This window comes from Streptomyces sp. NPDC088194, assembly GCF_040702025.1.
GTDB lineage: Bacteria > Actinomycetota > Actinomycetes > Streptomycetales > Streptomycetaceae > Actinacidiphila.
The window spans coordinates 1-17,320 of the sequence record NZ_JBFBIV010000071.1; the positions used below are offsets into that span (position 1 = coordinate 1).

At 74.3% G+C, this 17,320-nt stretch carries 17 protein-coding genes; 10 read left to right on the forward strand and 7 right to left on the reverse strand.

What is annotated here, in order from left to right; translation table 11 throughout:
- The 3 genes from AB0399_RS30040 to AB0399_RS30050 all read right to left on the reverse strand — a co-directional run.
- The coding region (locus AB0399_RS30040) for a (Fe-S)-binding protein (RefSeq protein WP_366413495.1) at positions 1-752 on the reverse strand (752 nt) is incomplete at its 3' end.
- Positions 753-927: 175 nt separating this feature from the next.
- Positions 928-2,154, reverse strand: coding sequence for an NAD(P)-binding domain-containing protein (locus tag AB0399_RS30045; protein WP_366413487.1), 1,227 nt, complete (start codon positions 2,152-2,154; stop codon positions 928-930).
- A gap of 169 nt (positions 2,155-2,323) precedes the next feature.
- Positions 2,324-3,103: a glycoside hydrolase family 3 N-terminal domain-containing protein gene (locus tag AB0399_RS30050; RefSeq protein ID WP_366413488.1), complete on the reverse strand. Its 780-nt coding sequence runs from the start codon at positions 3,101-3,103 to the stop codon at positions 2,324-2,326.
- 211 nt (positions 3,104-3,314) lie between these two features.
- Between AB0399_RS30050 and AB0399_RS30055 the strand changes: the two genes are divergently transcribed.
- The 5 genes from AB0399_RS30055 to mftF all read left to right on the forward strand — a co-directional run bounded on the left by AB0399_RS30055 (position 3,315) and on the right by mftF (position 8,444).
- Positions 3,315-3,737, forward strand: a complete 423-nt coding sequence (locus AB0399_RS30055) for a secondary thiamine-phosphate synthase enzyme YjbQ (protein ID WP_329362550.1) — start codon at positions 3,315-3,317, stop codon at positions 3,735-3,737.
- 420 nt (positions 3,738-4,157) lie between these two features.
- Positions 4,158-5,351: a pre-mycofactocin synthase MftD gene (gene mftD / locus AB0399_RS30060; RefSeq protein ID WP_329362547.1), complete on the forward strand. Its 1,194-nt coding sequence runs from the start codon at positions 4,158-4,160 to the stop codon at positions 5,349-5,351.
- Positions 5,348-6,091 (forward strand): mycofactocin biosynthesis peptidyl-dipeptidase MftE, encoded by a 744-nt coding sequence (mftE, locus tag AB0399_RS30065; RefSeq protein ID WP_366413489.1) that lies wholly within the window; start codon positions 5,348-5,350, stop codon positions 6,089-6,091. The genes mftD and mftE overlap by 4 nt, the downstream gene beginning before the upstream one ends.
- Positions 6,088-6,891, forward strand: a complete 804-nt coding sequence (locus AB0399_RS30070; RefSeq protein WP_328472125.1) for a mycofactocin-coupled SDR family oxidoreductase — start codon at positions 6,088-6,090, stop codon at positions 6,889-6,891. The genes mftE and AB0399_RS30070 overlap by 4 nt, the downstream gene beginning before the upstream one ends.
- Entirely contained in the window at positions 6,888-8,444 is a 1,557-nt protein-coding gene (gene mftF, locus AB0399_RS30075) for a mycofactocin biosynthesis glycosyltransferase MftF (RefSeq protein ID WP_366413490.1), read from the forward strand. Before AB0399_RS30070 ends, mftF begins: the two co-directional genes overlap by 4 nt.
- A 96-nt stretch (positions 8,445-8,540) precedes the next feature.
- On the opposite strand, the gene mftC is transcribed toward mftF, so the two are convergent.
- Genes mftC through mftA form a run of 3 tightly spaced genes read right to left on the reverse strand, consistent with a single transcriptional unit; the run spans position 8,541 to position 10,255 of the window.
- Positions 8,541-9,707, reverse strand: a complete 1,167-nt coding sequence (gene mftC, locus AB0399_RS30080; protein WP_328472129.1) for a mycofactocin radical SAM maturase — start codon at positions 9,705-9,707, stop codon at positions 8,541-8,543.
- The gene (mftB, locus tag AB0399_RS30085; RefSeq protein ID WP_329362538.1) at positions 9,704-10,051 is read right to left on the reverse strand and encodes a mycofactocin biosynthesis chaperone MftB; all 348 of its coding nucleotides are present in this window, start codon (positions 10,049-10,051) and stop codon (positions 9,704-9,706) included. Before mftB ends, mftC begins: the two co-directional genes overlap by 4 nt.
- Positions 10,052-10,075: 24 nt before the next feature.
- Positions 10,076-10,255 carry a mycofactocin precursor MftA gene (mftA, locus tag AB0399_RS30090; RefSeq protein ID WP_329362536.1) on the reverse strand — a complete coding sequence of 60 codons (180 nt, stop codon included), beginning with the start codon at positions 10,253-10,255 and terminating at the stop codon, positions 10,076-10,078.
- A gap of 534 nt (positions 10,256-10,789) precedes the next feature.
- Between mftA and AB0399_RS30095 the strand changes: the two genes are divergently transcribed.
- The 4 genes from AB0399_RS30095 to AB0399_RS30110 all read left to right on the forward strand — a co-directional run bounded on the left by AB0399_RS30095 (position 10,790) and on the right by AB0399_RS30110 (position 15,320).
- Positions 10,790-11,638: a mycofactocin-coupled SDR family oxidoreductase gene (locus AB0399_RS30095; protein WP_328472135.1), complete on the forward strand. Its 849-nt coding sequence runs from the start codon at positions 10,790-10,792 to the stop codon at positions 11,636-11,638.
- Between the two features lie 2 nt (positions 11,639-11,640).
- Positions 11,641-12,972 (forward strand): lysine 2,3-aminomutase, encoded by a 1,332-nt coding sequence (locus AB0399_RS30100; protein WP_366413496.1) that lies wholly within the window; start codon positions 11,641-11,643, stop codon positions 12,970-12,972.
- 58 nt (positions 12,973-13,030) lie between these two features.
- Positions 13,031-14,287 (forward strand): pyridoxal phosphate-dependent aminotransferase, encoded by a 1,257-nt coding sequence (locus tag AB0399_RS30105; RefSeq protein WP_366413491.1) that lies wholly within the window; start codon positions 13,031-13,033, stop codon positions 14,285-14,287.
- A 166-nt stretch (positions 14,288-14,453) separates the two neighbouring features.
- Positions 14,454-15,320, forward strand: a complete 867-nt coding sequence (locus tag AB0399_RS30110) for an ACP S-malonyltransferase (RefSeq protein ID WP_328474771.1) — start codon at positions 14,454-14,456, stop codon at positions 15,318-15,320.
- Between the two features lie 98 nt (positions 15,321-15,418).
- Here the strand turns inward: AB0399_RS30110 and AB0399_RS30115 are convergent, their stop codons facing one another.
- A complete protein-coding gene (locus tag AB0399_RS30115; protein WP_328472139.1) occupies positions 15,419-15,670 on the reverse strand; it encodes a phosphopantetheine-binding protein in 252 nt (83 codons plus the stop codon).
- Positions 15,671-15,793: 123 nt separating this feature from the next.
- On the opposite strand from AB0399_RS30115, the gene AB0399_RS30120 reads away from it, so the two are divergent.
- Complete coding sequence (locus tag AB0399_RS30120; RefSeq protein ID WP_366413492.1) at positions 15,794-17,308, forward strand: AMP-binding protein; 1,515 nt, start codon at positions 15,794-15,796, stop codon at positions 17,306-17,308.
- The last annotated feature ends 12 nt before the right edge of the window (positions 17,309-17,320 follow it).

The window sequence follows — 17,320 nt, forward strand, 5'->3', positions numbered from 1 at the left end:
CGGTAGGGGTGTTGTTCGGTGGAGGCGAGGATTTCGGCGAGGTGGAGGGTGTGGAGGGGGGCGTGGTCGCGGCGGAGGATGCCGTCGAGGTGGAGCAGGCAGGAGTTGTCGGCGCCGCACAGGACGCGGGCGCCGGTGTCGAGGGCGTGGCGGACTTTGTCCTGGCCCATGGCGACGGAGACGTCGGGGTTCTTGACGGCGAAGGTGCCGCCGAAGCCGCAGCATTCCTCGGCGCCTTCCAGCTCCCTGAGTTCCAGGCCCTTGACGGCTTGGAGGAGTTTGCGGGGGCGTTCGCCGAGGCCGAGCATGCGCAGGCCGTGGCAGGAGGGGTGGTAGGTGACGGTGTGGGGGAAGTAGGCGCCCACGTCGGTTACTTCGAGCACGTCCACCAGGAACTCGGTCAGTTCGTAGGTCTTCGGCACGGCCGCGGCCGCCGCGGCGGCCAGCCCGTCGTCCCGGCCCTCGGCGGCGGCCCGCTCCGCGATCCGCGGGTAGTTGTCGCGGACCATCGCCGCGCACGAGCCCGACGGGGTGACCACGTAGTCGTAGCCGTCGAAGGCGTCGGCGTACCGGCGGACCAGGGGTTCGGTCTCGTGGCGGTAGCCGGTGTTGAACTGGGGCTGCCCGCAACAGGTCTGGGCCGCGGGGAAGTCCACCTCCACGCCCAACCGCTCCAGCAGGGTCACCACGGCCCGGCCGGTGTCCGGGTAAAGGAGGTCGTTGACACAGGTCACGAAGAGGGCGACCCGCAGGGCGCCTTCGTGCCGCACCCCGCCGCCGCTCGGCTGTCGATCACGCATGCGCTCATACTGCCCCAAGCGTGCACAGCAGGGGAAGTATACATCCGATGTCTGTTGGGCGAGTTGGCGCTGAACTGGCCTGTGAGCTGCACCCGGACGCGGTTGCGGGTGACGCCGGCGGGCCGCGTCAGCGGGCGGCCACGGGCATCGGTGCGGGGGCGGGCGAGGCAGCTTCGGGCGACGTGGCGTCGGCGGACTCGGCTCCGGACGGCGGGCCGTCGGAGGACTCGGTGTCGGGCGCGGCGCCGGTGCCCGCGAGCAGCGCGCGGATCTCGCGGACCGCGCTGCGCCCGGCCCGGTTCGCGCCGATCGTGCTCGCCGAGGGCCCGTAGCCGAGCAGGTGCACCCGCGGGTCCTTCACCACGCGGGTGCCCTCCAGCCGGACCCCGCCGCCCGGTTCACGCAGCCGCAGCGGGGCGAGGTGGTCCAGGGCCGCCCGGAACCCGGTCGCCCACAGGATGACGTCGGCGTCCAGCGTGCGGCCGTCGGCCCAGGCGACGCCGTGCGGAGTGATCCGGTCGAACATCGGCTCGCGCCGCAGGATGCCGCGGGCCCGCGCGTCCCGGACCGCCTCGGTCGCCGCGAGACCGGTCACGCTCACCACGCTCTGCGGCGGCAGCCCCCGCCGTACCCTGTCCTCCACCCGGGCCACCACCGAGCGGCCCCACTCCTCGTCGAACGCCATGTCGCGGAAGACCGGCGGCCGACGGGTCACCCACGTGGTGCGCGCCGCGCCGCCCGCCTCGTGCAGCTCCATCAGCAGCTGCACCGCAGACGTGCCGCCGCCCACCACCACGACGTGCAGCCCCGCGAACTCCGCCGCCCCCCGGTAGCCCGCGGTGTGCAGCTGCCGCCCCAGGAAGCTCTCCTGACCCGGGTAGTACGGCAGGAAGGGCCGGTCCCACGTGCCCGTCGCGTTCAGCAGCGCCCGCACCGACCACGTGCCCCGGTCCGTCTCCACCCGCAGCCGCCCGCCGGCGCCCTCGCGTACCGCCGACACGTCCACCGGGCGCAGCACCCGCAGGTCGAACGCCTCCTCGTACCGGCGGAAGTACTCCCCGACGACCTGCGACGACGGCTGCTGCGGGTCGCCGCCCTCCAGCTCCATCCCCGGCAGCGCGTGCACCCGGTGCGCCTTCCCGTACGTCAGCGAGGGCCACCTGAACTGCCAGGCGCCCCCGGGGCCGGGGGAGTGGTCGAGCACCACGAAGTCCGTGCCGGCCCGCAGCCCCGCCCGGCCCAGGAAGTACGCCGCCGACAGCCCCGCCTGCCCCGCACCCACCACGGCGACGTCCGCGTCCACCACCGCGGATTCGCCTGCTTTCGGCCGTCGCCCCGCGCCCGAGTCCTTCATGCCTCTGCCAACCAGCGCCGCCGCCCATTGCTTCCCCCGCCGCCCCTGCTTCTCCCGTCGCGCCCGGCGGGGAAGGGGCGGGGGCGCCGTGACGGCACGCGTAGAGGTCGGCGGAGGAGGCGGGGTGCCCTGGGCCCCGGGTCGTGTCGGGCGGGTCGGGGCGGGCGGCTCAGGCCCCGCAGGGCTGGGCGAGCGGGTTGGAGGCCCACCGCCGCAAGCGGGCGACGCGTTCCGCCGCTTCTTCCAGGCGGGAAAGCGGGAGGTCGCCGTCGGAGACCGCACGGGCGGTGGCCGCGTGGATCGCGTCGCGCACCCCGGGCCCGCTGGCCGGGCCGAGCCGGATGAGGTCGACCCCGGCGATCCAGGCGAGGACGGCGGCGCCCGGCACCCCCCACCCGTCGACGATGGACGGCGCGTCGAGGGTGTCGCTCAGCACGACGCCGGTGTAGCCGAGTTCGCCGCGCAGCACCCCGGTGATCGCGTGGCTGTGGAGCGCCGCGGGCACGGCGGCCGAGATCGCCCGTACCCCCGCGGCCGTGCCCTCCGCGAAGGGAAGCAGGTTTCCGGCGCCGGTGAAGGGCCCCAACGCCGCCGCCACGCCGTATGTCTGAAGGTCCGTCACGAACGCTCGGGTCTCGCCGGGCCGCGCGCCCGGCCGCACCCCGAGGTGGAGATTCGCCCCGGCGGCCATCGACGCCGCGGCGGCGGCGCCACCTCCCACGGCGGCGCCGACCGGTCCGCAGTGGGCGGTCAGCGCGTCCGGCAGGGCGGCCCGTACCGCGTCGGCGGCGGCCCGGGCGGCGGCGGGCTCGTACGCGTGGACGGCGGCGCCCGGCGTGCCCCGTTCCAGCCCGCGCAGAATCCACTCCGGCAGAGGGGAGCCGCCGCCGTTCACGGACGGCAGCAGGCAGGAGTCGACCAGCACGGCGAGCCGGTGCAGCGTCTTCACGTCTGGGGTCCCCCTCCGGGGCGCGGCAGTCGGCGAACCCCCCGAATGGTACAGACCAATCTGCGGCCGGGGCAATGATCCCCATCACCCGCGACGTTCACCCGCGACGCTCGCCCGCAACGTTCCGCCCCGCGCCGCGGACCGCCGGTCGGCTCCTGAGGCCGGACGCGGCATCCGGACGGGCGGGCCGCCATGGGCCACCATGGAAGGCATGGCCGAACGCTTTGGAACCCGTGTCCTCGACATCCACACCGGCGACCGTGAGATCGTCCACGACCTGACCGACGCCTGCACCGGCTTCCTGCGGGGGACGGCGCAGGGGCGGGACGGGCTGCTCAACGTCTTCGTACCGCACGCCACCGCGGGCATCGCGGTCATCGAGACCGGCGCGGGCAGCGACGAGGACCTGCTCGCCCTGCTCGGCGACCTGCTGCCTGCCGACGACCGGTGGCGGCACCGGCACGGCCCGCGCGGCCACGGCCGCGACCACGTGCTGCCCGCGCTGGTGCCGCCGCACGCGACGCTGCCGGTGATCGGCGGCCGGCTGGAGCTGGGCACCTGGCAGTCCGTCGTGCTGGTGGACACCAACGTCTCCAACACCGACCGCCAGGTCCGCCTGAGCTTCCTGGGCTGAGCGAACCGCGGTCCGGACGGAGCCGCGGGCCCGACGAATCCGCGGTCCGGACGGAGCTGCGGGCCCGACGAATCCGCGGGCCCCCACTGAGCCGCGGGCCCCACGAATCCGAGGCCCCCACGAATCCGCGGTCCCGGCGAAGCCCTGCCGGCTCCGAACCGCGCCGGCCCGGCCGTACGCGCTGAGTGCGGCCGCGGGCAAGGGAGTTGGGCCGGCCCGGCGAGCCGGGGCAGTGATCGGCGACTTCGGCATGTGCCCTTCTTTTCCCCACCCGGCGCCACTATCGTCCAGATGCACGGCGGACGACCGCCTCCCCCCGGAGCCGTGGGGGCAGCCTCTCATGGGCCACACGCCGTGAGCTCCCGTGCCCGAGTCCCCATCGGCGGCGAGCGCGGCCTCCACCGAGTGAAGGGGTATGTCGTGGGCAGCAATTGGTTCGAGACCGTCGCACACGCCCAGCGACGAGCCGAGAAGCGCCTTCCGAAATCCGTCTACGGCGCGCTGCTCGCCGGGTCCGAGGCGGGGGTGTCCTACCGGGACAACACCGCGGCGTTCCGGGAGTTGGGAATGGCCCCGCACGTGGCCGGCCAGCCCCCGGAACAGGATCTGGCGACCACGGTCATGGGGCAGCCGATCGCGCTGCCGGTGGTCATCTCCCCGACCGGGGTCCAGGCCGTTCACCCCGACGGCGAGGTGGCCGTCGCCCGCGCCGCCGCGGCGCGGGGCACCGCGATGGGGCTCAGCTCCTTCGCGAGCAAACCGGTCGAGGAGGTGGTGGCGGCCAACCCGAAGACGTTCTTCCAGATGTACTGGATGGGGTCGAAGGACGCGATGGTCCGCATGATGGACCGGGCCCGTACCGCCGGGGCGGTGGGCCTGATCGTCACCCTCGACTGGTCCTTCTCGCACGGCCGCGACTGGGGCAGCCCCTGGATACCGGAGCGGCTGGACCTGCGGGCCATGGCGAAGCTCGCCCCGCAGGCGCTGACCCGGCCCTCCTGGCTGCTGGACTACGCCCGCTCCGGCAAGCTCCCCGACCTCACGACTCCCAACCTCACCGGCCCGGACGGCGTCACGCCGACGTTCTTCGGCGCCTACGGCGCGTGGATGCAGACCCCGCCGCCCAGTTGGGACGACATCCGCTGGCTGCGGGACGAATGGCGCGGCCCCTTCATGCTCAAGGGCGTCTCGCGGCTGGACGACGCCCGCCGCGCCGTGGACTGCGGGGTCACCGCGATCTCCGTCTCCAACCACGGCGGCAACAACCTCGACGGCACCCCCGCCCCCATCCGCATGCTGCCCGCGGTGGCCGAGGCGGTGGGCGGCGAGGTGGAGGTGCTGATGGACGGGGGCATCCGGCGCGGCAGCGACGTCGTCAAGGCCCTCGCGCTCGGCGCGCGCGCCGTGATGATCGGCCGCGCCTACCTGTGGGGGCTCGCCGCCGCGGGACAGGGCGGCGTGGAGAACGTCCTGGACGTCATGGCCGGCGGCATCCGCTCCGCGCTGCTCGGCCTCGGCCGGGCCGGCGTCGGGGAGCTGGTGCCCGACGACGTGATCGTGCCGGCCGGCTTCACCCGCACGCTCGGCGACACCGACCGCACGGGGCGGAAGTGAAGCCGGGCGCGCAGCCCGCGAACCTGGCCCACCGCACCTGGACCTCGCTGCCGCACCGCCCGGTGGTCCTGGTGCCGGTCGGCTCGATCGAGCAGCACGGCCCCCACCTGCCGCTGGACACCGACACCACGGTCGCCACCGCCGTGGCCGAGGGTGCGGCCCTGCGCCTGGCCGGCACCGGCCCCGCGGACCGGATACTGCTGGCGCCGCCGATCGTGTACGCGGCCAGTGGCGAACACCAGTCCTTCCCGGGCACGATGTCGATCGGCAACGAGGCGCTGCGGTTCATGCTCGTCGAACTCGTCCGCTCCCTGTCCCTGTGGTCCGGCCGGGTCGTGTTCGTCAACGGCCACGGCGGCAACCTCGCCTGCCTGACCGGCGCGGTCGGCCAACTGGTCGACGAGGGGCACGACGTGGGCTGGGTGGCCTGCGTACCGGAGGGCGGCGACGCGCACGCCGGCCGCTGCGAGACCTCGCTGATGCTCCATCTGGCCCCGGAGCGGGTCGACATGCTCCGGGCCGAGCCCGGAAACCCCGCGCCGCTCGCGGAGTTGCTGCCGACGATCATCGCCGGGGGCGTGGCCGCGGTCTCGCCGTCCGGCGTGCTCGGCGACCCGACCGGCGCGACCGCGCAGGAGGGCGCCCGACTCCTCGACGCCCTGGTGGCGGACGCGGCCGAGCGGATCGGCGGCAGCCCTGACGCCCGCGGCCGGCTGAGCCACGCCGGGGCCCGGGCATGACCGGCACCCGGCGGGTCGCGCTGGTCACGGGCGCCGCGCGCGGCATCGGCGCCGCGACCGTACGGGCGCTGTGCGCGGACGGGTACGCGGTCGTCGCCCTCGACGGCTGCGCGGGCGACGGTCCCGGGCGCGGCCCCGGCGTGGACTACCCGCTGGCGAGCCGTGCGGAGTTGGAGGCGCTCGGCGCGCGGTACCCCGGCCAGGTCGTCACCCGGGTCGCCGACGTCCGCGACGCCGACGCGCTGCGGGCCGCCGCGGCCGCCGCGGTCGAGGAGTTCGGCCGGCTCGACGCGGCGGTGGCGGCCGCGGCCGTCATCTGCGGCGGCCTGCCGGTGTGGGAGACCCCGCCGGAGCAGGTGCGGACCCTGTGGGAGGTCGACGTCATGGGGGTGTGGAACACCGCGGCGGCCTGCGTGCCGCACATGCTGAGCGGGCCCGACCCGGCCGGCTGCCGGTTCGTCGCCGTGGCCTCCGCCGCGGGCACCCGCGGCCTGTTCCACCTGGCCGGGTACGGCGCCGCCAAGCACGCCGTCGTCGGCCTGGTCCGCGGGCTGGCCGCCGACCTCGTGAACACCGGGGTGACCGCCGTCGCGGTGTCCCCCGGCTCGACCCGGACGGCCATGCTGGACGCCACCGCCGCGCTCTACGACGTCGGCACCGAGACGTTCGCCGGCTCGCAACTCGACGGCCGGCTGATCGAGCCCGAGGAGGTCGCCGACGTCGTCGCCTTCTGCTGCTCCCGGCCCGGCGGCGTCGCCAACGGGACGGTCGTCAGCGCCGAGGGCGGGTTCCGCGGATGACGCTTCCGGTCGGTTCCGTGGTGGAACTCGGCTCCAGGGTCAGGCGGTACGACCGCGGACGCGTCCTCGTCGGGGGAGCGCCGCCCCGCCTGCTGCGCCTGTCCGCGCCCGCCGTGGCGCTCCTGGCGGGCCGGCGGATACGGATCGACGGTCCGACCTCGCTGCGGCTCGCGACCCGGCTGGTGGCGCTGGGGATGGCGCACCCGGTCGTCACCGCGCTCCCGCCGGCCGACCTCGGGCAGCTCACCGTGGTCGTGCCGGCCCACGGCCGGCCCGACGCGCTGGAGCGGCTGCTGGCCGGCGTGGCCGGACGGGTCGAGGTGATCGTCGTGGACGACGCCTCCCCCGACCCGGACCCGGTGGCCCGCGTCGCCCACCGGCACGGCGCTCGCCTGATCCGCCACCCCGGCAACCGCGGGCCGGCCGCCGCCCGCAACACCGGGCTGCGGCAGGTCCGCACCCCCTTCGTGGCGTTCATCGACAGCGACATCACCGTCGAGCCCGACACCCTGCCGATGCTGCTGCGCCACTTCCACGACCCCGAACTCGCCGTCGTCGCCCCCCGGGTCCTCGGCCTGCACGGGCCGGGCACGCCGGAGCGGGGCAACTGGATCGTCCGCTACGAGGGGGCCCGTTCCTCGCTCGACCTCCAGGCGCACCCGGCCCTGGTCCATCCGCGCTCGCGCGTGTCGTGGGTGCCCAGCGCCTGCCTGGTGGCGCGCGTCGACGCGCTCGGGCCGGGGTTCACCGAGTCCATGCGGGTCGGCGAGGACGTCGACCTGGTCTGGCGGCTGGCCGCCGAGGGGCACCGGGTCCGCTACGAGCCGTCCGTCGCGGTCCGGCACGACCACCGCAGCGGCCTCGCCGACTGGCTGGGCCGCAAGGCGTACTACGGCACGGGGGCGCACACGCTCTCCGCGCGGCACGGCCCGGCGGTGGCCCCGGCGGTGCTCACGCCGTGGGCCGCGGCCGTCGGCGTAGCGGCGCTGGCGCAGCGGCGCTGGTCGCTGCCGGCGGCCGCGGTGGTGCTCACCGCGGTGACCCGCCGGAACCTGCGCAAGGTGCCGGCCGGGAGCGCCGGACGGCACCGGATCGCCGTTTCCCTGACCGGCCTGGGGGTGGCGGCCACCGCCGAGCAGGCGGCCGCGCTGCTGCTGCGGCACTGGTGGCCGCTGAGCCTCGCCGGCTGCGTGGTGTCGTCCCGGGCCCGCCGGGCGGTGGCGCTGGCCGCGGTCGCCGACGGGCTGCTGGAGTACCGCCTGCGCGCCCCCGACCTGGACCCGGTGCGTTTCGCGCTGGCCCGCCGGCTGGACGACCTCGCGTACGGCTCGGGGCTGTGGGCGGGGGCGGTCAGGGGGCGGTCGATCCGCTGCCTGCTGCCCGAGATCCGCCGCTCAGGGGCGGGGGCGGGGGCGGGTGTGCGTGCGCGTTCTGCCGCGGGTGCCGCGGGTGCCGCGGGTACTTCGGCCGCTGCTGGTGCTTCGGCCGCTGCTGCTGCGCGGCCGGGGGCCGGGACCCGGGGGGACCGGCCGTTCCCGCGCTCCGCACCGTGAACGCCCCGGGGGGACCGCGACGCCCGCCGCGATCCCCCCGGGCCACCCGAGATCCGAGGGCACCGGCGCCTGAACGGCCGCCGGTGCCCTCCGGGTTCACAACGGGCTCTCGTCGCAGGGCTTGGCCGGCATCCGCCGCCCGATGGTCACCGGGACCGGCCCGACGCCCGCGCGTACGGGCCGCGAGTGGTCCTGGGAGGGGCGCGGCGCGTGTCCCGCCGCCACCCCCTCCAGGGCGCGTTCGCCGAACCCCCGCACGCACTCGGGGTCGGGGCCGTCGAGCGGCAGTCCGGTGAAGAACTTGGCCGCCATGCAACCGCCCTGGCAGGCGTCGAAGTGGCCGCAGGACGCGCAGGCGCCCGCGGACTGCGGTTCACGCAACTGCTCGAACAGCTCGGAGGACCGCCACACCGAGGTGAAGCCGCCCGGCTCGCGGACGTTCCCGGCCCGGAAGGCGTCGTGGATGGCGAACGGGCACGCGTAGACGTCGCCGACCGGGTCGATCAGGCAGACCACCCTGCCGGCTCCGCACAGGTTGAGCCCGGGCATCGACTGCCCGAAGGCCGACAGGTGGAAGAACGAGTCGCCGGTGAGCACCTTCTCCCCGTGCGCCACCAGCCAGTCGTACAGCTCGCGTTGCTGTTCGGGCCGCGGGTGCAGCTCGTCCCAGGTGTCGGCTCCGCGCCCGGAGGGGCGCAGCCGGGTCAGCCGCAGTTGGGCGCCGTAGCGGTCGGCGAGTGCCGCGAAGTCGTCGAGCTGGCCGATGTTGTGCCGGGTCGCGACGACCGAGAGTTTGAAGCCGCGGAACCCGGCCGCCGCCAGGTTGCGCATCGCCCGGACCGCCGTGTCGTACGAACCCGGCCCGCGCACCCGGTCGTTGACCTCGGCGGTGGCGCCGTCCAGCGAGATCTGCACGTCCACGTAGTCGCTCCCGGCGAGCCGGGCCGCGACCTCCTCGGTGATGCGTACCCCGTTGGTCGAGAACTTGACGCCGACCTGGTGCGCGGTGGCGTAGTCGACGAGTTCCCAGAAGTCCGGGCGCACGGTGGGCTCGCCGCCGCCGATGTTCACGTAGAAGACCTGCATGCGCTGCAACTCGTCGATCACCGAACGGCATTCGGCGGTGGACAGCTCGCGCGGGTCGCGCCGCCCGGAGCTGGAAAGGCAGTGCACGCAGGCGAGGTTGCAGGCGTACGTCAGCTCCCACGTCAGGCAGATGGGGGCGTCCAGCCCCCGCTGGAAGTGTTCCACCAGGCGGGTCACGGAAGCCTCCTGTCCTCTCGGCCGGGCGCGGCAGAGGGCACCCTCGGCGCGTCCCCGGCGGTTTCGGTGCTCGCGGCGTGCCGCTCGACGATCATCCGGGTGCGGGCGAGCGTGGACAGCGCGGCCGTGAAGGCGGGCAGGCGGTCGCCCGCGACCACCTCGCACGCCCGGCGAGCACTGGGCTGCGCGTCCAACTCCCGTACCACGCTCAGAAGTTCGGGGTCCTTGAGGAATGACAGCCGCCGCGTGCCGAAGTGGTACAGCAGCGCGCCGAACGGCTCGGGGCGTACCGAGACCTGCGGATGCAGCGTCCAGGCGCGCTCGATGTCGAACTCCACGGGCATACGGTCCTCACTCCTCGTCGCCGGTCAGTACACGCCGCACATGCCGTCGATCGACACGTCCTCGACGAGCAGGTCCTCCTCGACCGGCTGCTCGGCGCCGCCGGGGGCCGGGGAACCGGCAGCGGTGGAGGCGGCGGTGGAAGCGGCGATGGAGGCGGTGGTCGAATCGGCGGTGGCGGGATCGGTGGTGGCGAGATCGCTCATGTGACGCTCCTTCATGGGGCACAGGCGGTGCGCGGAAGGATCGCCGGGAGCGCGGAGGGAGCCGCGAACCGGCGCCGACGGCACCACGTCGTGGGCACCGGACGCACGGATGATATGGCCCGGTCCGGCTGGGGCGGAAGAGGCGCCAGGGCCCGCCGGACCCGGGCCGGCAGCGCCTGGGGCCGCCTCCCGCGAACACCGCGCGAGCCCCCCGCGGCCTCCCGCAGGGCACCGGACCAGGGCCGGGAGCGGCGTGCGAGCGCGGCGGCCGGCCGCCGTCAGGGGAGCCGGACCGGTGCCGGTCGGCTCACCCCCCTAAAACCGTCCCTTCCCGCGATCCACGGAGGATAGGGGGACCCCTGAGGTGCGGTGACGGCGTGGGCTAGGGGTCATCGGCGGCCGTTCCGCCCGGGCCCGGGCGGTAGAAAAGCTGCGGGATCGCCGCTGCCGCCCCGCCTGCCGGCGGGCGCGGTTCGACTTCCCTGGTACGTCCAGGAGTTGAAGCACGTCCACAACGCATCAAGGAGGGCCTCGATGGGCCGGGTGGAAGGCAAAGTCGCCGTGGTGACGGGCGCCGCGCGCGGGCAGGGGCGCAGTCACGCAGTGCGACTGGCCGAGGAGGGCGCGGACATCATCGCGATCGACGCGTGCGAGGACAACGACGCGGCGACGTATCCAATGGCCACGCAGGCCGACTTGGACGAGACCGCGCGGCTGGTCGAGAAGGCCGGCCGCCGCGTCTTCGCCAGGCGCGCCGACGTGCGGGACGCGGCCGCGCTGCGCGCCGCGATCGACGCGGGAGTGGCCGAACTCGGCCGGCTCGACGTGGTCGTCCCGAACGCGGGCATCCTGCCGATGGGCGCCCAGCTTCCGGTCGGCTCGTTCACCGGCACCATCGACGTCAACCTCGTCGGCTCCATCAACACCGTGCACGCCGCGCTCCCGCACCTGGGAGAGGGCGGCTCGATCATCCTCGTCGGCTCGATCATGGGCTTCCTGCCGCCCGGCCCCGAGGACGCCATGGCCGGCCCCGGCATGGGCGGCTACAAGTTCGCCAAGCACGTCATGGTGGACTACGCGAACGCGCTCGCCAACCAGCTCGCCGCCTCCGGCCGCCGGGTCAACGCCGTCCACCCGACCAACGTGGACACCTCCATGCTCCTCAACGACGCCGTCTACCAGGCGTTCCGGCCCGACATGGAGAACCCCGGCCGGGCCGACGCCGAGCCGATCTTCACCACCATCCAGGCCATGCCGGTCCCGTACGTGCACGCCGAGGACGTCTCCAACGCCGTGGTGTACCTCGCCTCGGACGAGTCGCGGTACGTGACCGGGCTGCATCTGCGGATCGACGCCGGCGCGCTGGTCAAGCAGGGCCGGTGACCGTGTCCGCGGCCTTGCCGGACGCGGGGGTGTCCCGATTCCGTGCGTACGGCCCGCGCCAGATCGACACGATCGCGGCGCGGTACGGCCTGCCCGACGAGCTCAGGAAGACGGTGCGGCTGGTCTCCCAGGTGCTCCCCTTCCGGGTGAACGAGTACGTCCTGTCGAACCTCATCGACTGGCAGAACCTCCCGGACGACCCGATCTACCAGCTCGTCTTCCCCCAGCAGGGGATGCTCTCCAGCGAGGACGAGAAGCGGCTGTCGGTGCTGCTGGACGCCGACGACACCGTCTCGCGCCGCGAGCTGACCGAGACGGTGAACTCGATCCGCGCGCGGCTCAACCCGCACCCGTCGGGGCAGATGCAGCTCAACGTGCCACAGCAGGACGGCGTCGAACTCAAGGGCATGCAGCACAAGTACCGCGAGACGGTGCTGTACTTCCCCGGCCACGGCCAGAGCTGCCACGCCTACTGCACGTACTGCTTCCGCTGGGCGCAGTTCGTCGGCGAGGCCGACCTGCGCTTCGCCGCGCCCGACCCCGGGCACCTGCTGACGTACCTCGGCGACCACCCGGACGTCAGCGACGTGCTGGTCACCGGCGGCGACCCCGCGATCATGTCCACCGACCGGCTGCGCAGCCACCTCGAACCGCTGCTGACGGTGGACACGCTGCGCACCATCCGGATCGGCACCAAGGCCGTGGCCTACTGGCCGCAGCGGTTCGTCACCGACCAGGACGCGGACGACCTGCTCCGGCTCTTCGAGCAGGTCGTCGCCTCCGGCCGCAACCTCGCGGTGATGGCGCACTTCAGCCACCCCCGCGAGCTGGAGACCGACATCGCGCGGCGCGCGGTGTCGCGCATCCGGTCCACCGGGGCCCTGGTGTACTGCCAGGCACCGCTCATCGCACACGTCAACGACGACCCGCGGACCTGGGCGGAGCTGTGGCGCCGGGAACTGGCCGCCGACGCGGTGCCGTACTACATGTTCGTCGAGCGCGACACCGGCCCGCACGACTACTTCAAGGTCCCGCTGGCCCGTGCCGCCACCATCTTCCGCGAGGCGTACCGGACCCTGCCCGGCCTCGCCCGCACCGTGCGCGGCCCGGTGATGTCGGCGACCCCGGGGAAGGTCCTCGTCGACGGCGTCCAGGACACCCCCGAGGGGCGGTACTTCGCCCTGCGCATGGTGCAGGCCCGCGATCCCCAGCTGGTCGGGCGGCCGTTCCGGGCCCTGTACTCGCCGACCGCCTGCTGGATCGACGAGTTGGAGTGCGACCCCTCGACCCCGGAAGACATCGTCGCCGCCGTCGCGGGCCGGGTGCGGTACTAGGCGCGAGCCCCGACGGGCCGCGGGTGGCCCGCCCCGAACAGACTAAGGAGCCCGGAGCATGGCCGGTCGGAAAGTCTCGCCCAACCTGGAGCTCAACCGCATCGTGGACGAGCGGCGTGCCGTCGGCGAGTCACTCGTGCACCTGGGGTTCGGAGAGGCCCGCCTGCCCGTCTTCGCCCCCCTCGCGCGGCAGCTCGCCGCCGGGGCGGCGTACAACGCGTACGGCCCGGTGGCGGGCGGCTTGCCGGTACGGGAGGCGGTGGCGGGCTACTTCACCCGGCGCCGCCTGCCCACCGGGCCGGACCAGGTACTGGTGGCCCCCGGCAGCAAGCCGCTGCTGATGGGCCTTCAGCACGTGACCGGCGGCGAGGTGTACCTCCCCAAGCCGGCCTGGAACACCTACGCCCCGCAGGCCGCGCTCGCCGGCAAGCGGGCGATCGGGGTCCCCATCCCGCCGGAGAGCGGCGGCATACCGGACCCGGCCGTCCTGCGGGAGGAGTTGCGCGCCGCCCGCACGCGCGGCGCGACGCCCGGGATGGTGATCCTCACGCTGCCCGACAACCCCACGGGGACCATCGCCCCCGCCCGGCTGGTCCGGGAGGTGTGCGCCCTGGCGGAGGAGTACGACCTGCTCGTCGTCTCCGACGAGGTCTACCGCGACGTGATCCACGACCCGGCCACCGAGTTCCTCAGCCCCGCCGACGTGGTGCCGCACCGGACCGTGGTGACCACCGGCCTGAGCAAGAGCCTCGCCCTGGGCGGGTGGCGGATCGGCTGCGCCCGCTTCCCGGGCAACCCGCTCGGCCGGCGGCTGCGCGACGACGTGGTCGCCGTCGGCAGCGAGGTGTGGTCGACGCTGGCCGCCCCCATGCAGGAGGTCGCCGAGTACGCCTTCTCCGAACCGCCGGAGCTGCGGGCCTGGCTGGGCCGCGCCGCCCGTCTGCACGGGACGGTGGCCCGGGCGGTGCACGCCCTGCTCACCGACGCCGGCGCCTCCTGCCGGCCGCCGACCGGCGCGTTCTACGTCTACCCCGACTTCGAGCCGGTCCGGGACGCGCTGGCCCGGCGGGGCGTGACCGACTCGCCCTCGCTCTTCGCGCACCTGCTCGACGAGTACGGCATCGCCGTGCTGGCCGGTCACCAACTCGGCGACGACGAAGGGGCGTTGCGTTTCAAGGCGGCGACCAGCCTGCTGTACGGGCCGACCCGCGAGGAGCAGCAGGCGGCCCTCGACGCGGAAGACCCGCTGCGGCTGCCCCACGTGGACTCGGTACTGACCCGGCTGGCCGAGAGCTTCGCGAAACTCACCGCCTGAACCGCACGCCGGCACCCGCCGGCACCCGCCGGACCCGCCCGCACACCCCGGCAGACACCCCAAACCGTCAGGAGGACGAGCCGTGTCGGGAACCGACGAACGGACCGCGAACGCCGTGGCGTTCCCCGGCATGGGGCCCTCGCGCTACGCCGACGTGGCGAAGTTCATGCTGGTCAACCCCTGCGCCAGGGACCTGCTCGGGCGCGCGGAGAAGGTCCTCGACTACGACCTGCTCCAGCGCTACCGCGACGCCGACGACGACTACTCCGAGTACGCCCAGGTCGCCTTCCTCGTCAACTGCCTCGCGCTGGCCCAGTGGTCGGAGCGGACCATGGACGCGCCGCCCGTCGCCTGCGCCGGGGCGAGCTTCGGCGGGAAGGCCGCCGCCGTCCACGCGGGCGCCCTCGCCTTCGAGGACGCGGTGTGGATGACCGCCCGCATGGCCCGGTGCGAGACCGAGTACTTCGCCGAGCACCACCAGGACGTGGTCACCCACTCCTTCGCCCGCACCCCGTGGGAGACGCTCGATCCGATCCTGCGGGACCTGGCGGAGCAGGGGGAGTGGTACGACATCTCCTGCTACATCGACGCCGACTTCTACATGGTCTCGCTGCGCGAGGAGAAGGTCGCCTGGCTGGAGGAGCGGCTGCGCGCCGCCTCCGGGCTGCCCATCTACACCATGCGCCCGCCCATGCACTGCGCCGTGTTCGCCCCGCTGCGCGACCGGGTCGAGGAGGAGGTCGTCGGGCGGCTGGAGTTCCGCGACCCCGAACTGCCTTTCGTCGCCGACCAGGACGGCTCGGTGCTGACCACGGCCGCGCAGGTGCGCGCGACCCTGCTGGACGGCTACGTGCGGCCGGTGCGCTGGCCGGCCGTCATCGAGGGCCTGCGCGGGCTGGGGGTGGGCCGGCTGCACGTGTGCGGCCCGGACGCGCTCTTCGGCCGGGTCGGCTGCACCGTCGCCGCGTTCGAGGTGGTCAACGTGCTGCCGAGGAACGTCATGCGGCCGCGCGGAGGACGGCCGGCCGCCTGATGGCAGTGGCCGGTACGACGGTCCGTCCCCGCCCCCCGGTGAGCCGGGCGGCGGGGACGGACGTCGGTCGTCGGCGGTGGCCGCCGGGGTCGGAGAGGTCAGCCGGCGGTGGACCGGGTCAGCTCGCACAGCCCGGACCACAGGACGTCCGGCGTGGCGAAGGTCTCGACCCGCATCATGTCGTTCACGAACCGCACGTTATACGTGTTCTCCAGAGCGGCCATCAGGCCGACCATACTCAACGAGTCGAGACCGAGGTCGCGCAGATCGCTGTTCTTCTCGATCGGCTGCTCCGGCGAGAGGAACGGAAGATAGGTGCGCAGAATTTTCTCGAACCGATCGTCCCACATGACGACTCCGAATTGTCGTGGACCCGAGCCACCGGGCGATGGCTCTCCTGTTCCATGATGCAAAGCCCGGGACGACTGCGGGCAACCCTTGCCACCCCCTATTCCCTGTGACCGGGAGCGAGAATGGACTCCATCGCCGAGCACGCCCTGTACGCGCGATTCCTCCGTGGGCTGCGCGCATTTCCGCGGCGCCCCGCGCTGCGGGTCGGCACCCGGACCGTCAGCTACGAGGAGGCCCACGAGACGGCGCTGCGGTGGTCCGGCGCCGCGCTGGCCGCCGCCACGCCGCCGCCGCGCGCCGTCGGCGTGCTGACCGGCCGCAGCACCGACGCCTACCTCGCCGTCCTGGCCGCGCTCTACACCGGCGCCGCGGTCGTACCGCTGCACGCGGAGTTCCCGGTGGAGCGCACCCGCGAGATGCTGCGCGCCGCCGGGGTGTCGGTGGTCCTGGCCGACGAGCAGGGCCTGGCGACGCTGGCCGCCACCGGCCTGGACCTGCCGGCGGTGCCGGCCGCCGCGGCCCGCGGGCCGGCCGGCCGCGCGGCGGGCCTGGCCGCGCCGCGCCCGGTCGCCCCGGACGACACCGCGTACGTGCTGTTCACCTCGGGGTCGACGGGCCGGCCCAAGGGCGTGCCGATCACCCACGCCAACACCGCCCACTACTTCGGACTGATGGACCGGCGCTACGACTTCACCGAGACCGACGTCTTCTCGCAGACCTTCGACCTCAACTTCGACTGCGCGATGTTCGACCTGTTCTGCGCCTGGGGAGCCGGGGCCCGGGTGCAGGCCATCCCGCCGCTCGCCTACCGCGACCTGCCGGACTTCCTCACGGAGTGCGGGATGACCGTCTGGTTCTCCACACCGAGCGTGGTCGCCCTCAGCCGGCGGCTGAGCGGCCTCGTCGCGGACTCGATGCCGACGCTGCGCTGGAGCCTGTTCGCGGGCGAGGCCCTGCGCCAGGCGGACGCCGAGGAGTGGCAGCGGGCCGCCTCCCGTTCGACGCTGGAGAACATCTACGGACCGACCGAACTGACCATCACCATCGCCGGCCACCGCTGGGACCCCGAGCGCTCGCCGGCCCGCTGCGTCAACGGCCTGGTGCCGATCGGAGCGGTGCACGCCGGCCACGACCACCTGCTGCTCGGGCCCGACGGCGGCGTCGACCCGACCGAGGGCGAACTGTGCGTCTGCGGGCCGCAGACCACCCCCGGCTACCTCGATCCGCGGGACGGCGAGGGGCGGTTCCTGGAACGCGCCGGAGCCGTCTGGTACCGCACCGGCGACCGGGTGCGGCGGCTGGACGGCGGCGAACTGGCCTACCTCGGGCGGCTGGACGCCCAGGTGCAGGTGCAGGGCTGGCGGGTGGAGCTGGCCGAGGTGGAGGCCGCGGCACGCACCTGCGACGGCGTGGAGGACGCGGTCGTGGTGCCGAGGAGCACCGAGGACGGCACCGAACTGGTCGTCTTCTACACCGGAGTGCCCACCGCGCCGGCCGTGTTGGCCCGCCGGATGCGGGAGGTGCTGCCGAAGGGGATGCTGCCCCGGGAGTACCACCACCTGGCGGAGTTCCCGCTCAACGCCAACCGGAAGATCGACCGCAGGCACCTGGCGGGTCAGGCCGTACGCCCGGACTGACGCCCCGCGGGG

Bases quoted from the DNA above. Each gene is read 5' to 3' on its own strand.
- mftB (WP_329362538.1), bottom strand. From the start codon at position 10,051: ATGCCCGTGGAGTTCGACATCGAGCGCGCCTGGACGCTGCATCCGCAG.
- AB0399_RS30055 (WP_329362550.1), top strand. From the start codon at position 3,315: ATGGCCGAACGCTTTGGAACCCGTGTCCTCGACATCCACACCGGCGAC.
- AB0399_RS30095 (WP_328472135.1), top strand. From the start codon at position 10,790: ATGGGCCGGGTGGAAGGCAAAGTCGCCGTGGTGACGGGCGCCGCGCGC.
- AB0399_RS30120 (WP_366413492.1), top strand. From the start codon at position 15,794: ATGGACTCCATCGCCGAGCACGCCCTGTACGCGCGATTCCTCCGTGGG.
- AB0399_RS30115 (WP_328472139.1), bottom strand. From the start codon at position 15,670: ATGTGGGACGATCGGTTCGAGAAAATTCTGCGCACCTATCTTCCGTTC.
- mftA (WP_329362536.1), bottom strand. From the start codon at position 10,255: ATGAGCGATCTCGCCACCACCGATCCCGCCACCGCCGATTCGACCACC.
- AB0399_RS30045 (WP_366413487.1), bottom strand. From the start codon at position 2,154: ATGAAGGACTCGGGCGCGGGGCGACGGCCGAAAGCAGGCGAATCCGCG.
- mftF (WP_366413490.1), top strand. From the start codon at position 6,888: ATGACGCTTCCGGTCGGTTCCGTGGTGGAACTCGGCTCCAGGGTCAGG.
- AB0399_RS30110 (WP_328474771.1), top strand. From the start codon at position 14,454: ATGCTGGTCAACCCCTGCGCCAGGGACCTGCTCGGGCGCGCGGAGAAG.
- AB0399_RS30105 (WP_366413491.1), top strand. From the start codon at position 13,031: ATGGCCGGTCGGAAAGTCTCGCCCAACCTGGAGCTCAACCGCATCGTG.
- AB0399_RS30070 (WP_328472125.1), top strand. From the start codon at position 6,088: ATGACCGGCACCCGGCGGGTCGCGCTGGTCACGGGCGCCGCGCGCGGC.